Origin of the sequence: Kitasatospora indigofera, assembly GCF_014655955.1 — a bacterium.
GTDB lineage: Bacteria > Actinomycetota > Actinomycetes > Streptomycetales > Streptomycetaceae > Kitasatospora > Kitasatospora indigofera.
In genome coordinates this window covers 1-2,939 of the sequence record NZ_BNBO01000125.1, presented here as the reverse complement: position 1 = coordinate 2,939, position 2,939 = coordinate 1, and the positions used below count along the sequence as shown (strand labels likewise).

Here is a 2,939-nt window from a genome sequence, read left to right as displayed (position 1 = left end):
CGTTGTGCACCAGGCCGTACCAGTCACCGGTGTCCGGGTCGACCCAGACCCCGGCGAGGTCGCAGAAGTTCTTCTGGGAGTAGCTGGAGCCGGCGGGCGGGTTGCTCGCCTGCAGGCCGGTCGGGCTGTTGTTGCACCGCCAGGTGGTGTCGTTGTTCCTGTCGCTCGCGTTCGCGGGGTTCACCGCGTTGCTGACCGTGCTCGACCTGGTGGCGGTGTCGAAGTCGGTCCCGGTGTAGAAGTCCCAGTGCCGGCCCTCCGAGGCGCCGTAGAGGGCGGCGGACTGCTGGAACCAGAACGTGCCGTCCTTGTCGATGTACGGGGAGGCCTGGGTGTCCGTCGGGTAGGCGTACGGGACGGGGGATCCGACGCCGACCGTGTACGTGGCGGCGGGCGGTGTCGCCGACGCCGGGGACGTCACGGTGCCGGACAGCGTCAGGACGGTGGCGGCGAAGACCGCCGCCGTCGCCCTGCGGGAGAGAGCGGACAAGGGGAACTCCTTCGGTGGCAACACGCAATGTGGGGGAGGGGGTGCGTGAGCAGCGGCCCCGGCCGTCCGGAAGCGGTACGCGGCAGCCGGAGGGAACAGCCGGACGGAACGGCTGGAGGGGGTACCCGGGGGGTCGGTGACGCCGGGTGGACCGGGGTGACCGCACAGTGCGGCCGGGCCGGTCCGGCCGGTCGTGGCGGAGCCGCTGTCGTCGTGCGCGGCGCGCCGGCAGCACTCCGTCGGAACGGTCGGACGGTGACCCGTTCGGCGAGCGTGTGTGCCGGCCCTGCCGGAACGACAGGCTAACTGCTTGCAGTAAGTTGCGCTTAGATGACTCTCTTCGAGCAACTTTTAGCAAACGGTGGCAGTGCCGGGAGGTGAAGTCAAGAGCGGCATCGCCGGATCTTTCCGGGGCCGTCACCCGCCCCGGCCGCGTGCGAGGGCCAGGAGGCGCCGGCTTGAGCGCTGGTCAGGCCCGTGGGGGCACCGAGCCTGGCAGCGGGCGGGCGGGCGAGTGCGTCGGCGCAGGCGGAGGCCCGGTGCGGCCCGGTCGGGGGGCGTGGTGGAGCCCCCGGGGGCGTCGGCCCGGTGATCCGGGCCGCCCGGGGGAGGGGCGGCGTGCAGGCGGCCGGCCGGGGCGAGAGCGGCCCGGCCGGGCCTCAGGCGGAGCGGTATTCGTCGTCCTCCGCCGCCGGCCTGAACGGCACCACGGAGGGGTCCTGGAAGATGCCTTCGAGGGCGAGGTGCGCGCCGCCCCGGGCGGCGTTGGACAGGCCGAGGGTCGACGCGGTCACGACGACCCGCCCGGGGGTGGGAGTGATCCGGCGGTCGTCGAGGATCCGCTGCGCGGGGTCCACGAGGTGGCGGCCGAACACGGCGAAGTAGCCGCCGAGGACGATCCGGGGCGGGTTGAGCACGTCGACCAGGATGCCGAGTCCGAGGGCCAGGTCGTCGGCGAGGGCGGCGAGGGCGGCGAGGGTGCGGGGTTCGCCGGCGTCGGCCCTGCCGAGCAGGTCGTCGAGCCGGTCGGCGAGGTCGACGGACAGGTCGTGCACCCGGTCGGCGGGGTCGGCGGCGGCGTCCAGGAAGGCCTGGAGCCCGACGGCGACCTCCCAGCAGCCGGTCCGCCCGCAGGCGCAGGGCCGGTCGAGGCGGTCGAGCCGCATGTGGCCGATCTCGGAGCCGCGGATCAGTTTGCCGCCGGAGATGCTGGCGCCGCCGACGCCGATCCCGCCGGTGACGTAGACGAGTTCGCGGACGTCGGCGCCGGGGGCGGCCAGGTACTCGGCGAGGGCGCCGGACTCGGCGTCGTTCTCGACCAGGACGGGCGGTGCGTGCCGCCCGAGCCGTGCGCGCAGTTCGTGCACCGCCCGGACGTCGCGCCAGCCGAAGTTGGTGGCCACCGCGACCGTGCCGGAGGCGGCGTCCACCGAGCCCTGGGTGACCAGGGTGACCGCGACGGCGTGCATGCCGAGGTCGGCGACCGCGCTCAGGCAGTCCGCGACCAGGTCGGCGACCTCGCGCAGGGCGGCCTGCGGGGTGAGCGCGGGCACGTCCAGGGCGCGGCGGTCCTCGTGGACGACGGTGCCGCGCAGGTCGAGGGCGAGGACGGTGATGTGGTCGGGGCCGATCTCGGCGCCGACGCCGCAGATCCAGCGGCCGTCGAGGTCGACCATGCGGTGCGGGCGGCCGACCGCCCCGGCCCGGTCCAGCTCGCCCTCACGGACCAGTCCGCGCTGGATGAGGTCCCCGACCAGGACCGACACCGTCGCCTTGGGCAGGCCGGTCGCGGCGGCGAGGTGGGTGCGGGACTGTGCGCCGTTCTCGCGCAGGTGACGCAGCATCACGCTCAGGTTGGTACGGCGCAGCGAGGCCTTGTCGGCGGGCTCCGGGTAGCCCGCCATGATGCCGCTCGCCGCGGAGGGGGCCGCCGTGCCCGTCTGGGGGTGGCCGGCTGCGCCCGTGCCCGTGCCTGTGGTGCCGCGCTGGTCCTGCCGCACGTGGTCTCCTCGTTCCGGGGCCTGTCCGCAGGCCGGTGCTGATCTTGGCCATGTTAGTTGATGCATGGTTTGAAATAACCGCCCGTGCGGCTTCGGCCGGTCCGCCGTCGACCGGGTGCGGGAAGCGTACCGGCCGGTGGCTGCGGGTGCGAAGGATCAGGAAGATTGCCCTCTCGAACAGCGGAGTTGATGCTCCGGTCCGGATCGGGAGGCGGTCAGGACCGGTCGCATCACGTTCCGGCCGACCTCTTGACAGCGCGATTCTTAATTAACACACTGGCGGAACTAACAACCCGCAGTGTTCGGCGGGTCCCCCACCACCGCGCCGGGCCGAGCCCCTCGCGGTAGGCAGAGATGAGGACCTCCCCATGAAGTCGCGCCCTTTCAGAGCGGCCACCCTCGCCATGGCGATCACGTCGTTGGCCGCCGTCGCGGCCTGCGGATCGGGG

1 protein-coding gene and 1 pseudogene are annotated in these 2,939 nt (G+C 73.4%); both read right to left on the bottom strand.

The genetic code is table 11. The features are described 5' to 3' along the window. Positions 1–490, bottom strand: a pseudogene (locus IE329_RS39695) (RICIN domain-containing protein); the annotation flags it as partial. A 659-nt stretch (positions 491–1,149) separates the two neighbouring features. Further along, positions 1,150–2,490: an ROK family transcriptional regulator gene (locus IE329_RS39690; RefSeq protein WP_190215932.1), complete on the bottom strand. Its 1,341-nt coding sequence runs from the start codon at positions 2,488–2,490 to the stop codon at positions 1,150–1,152. Positions 2,491–2,939 lie beyond the last annotated feature (449 nt).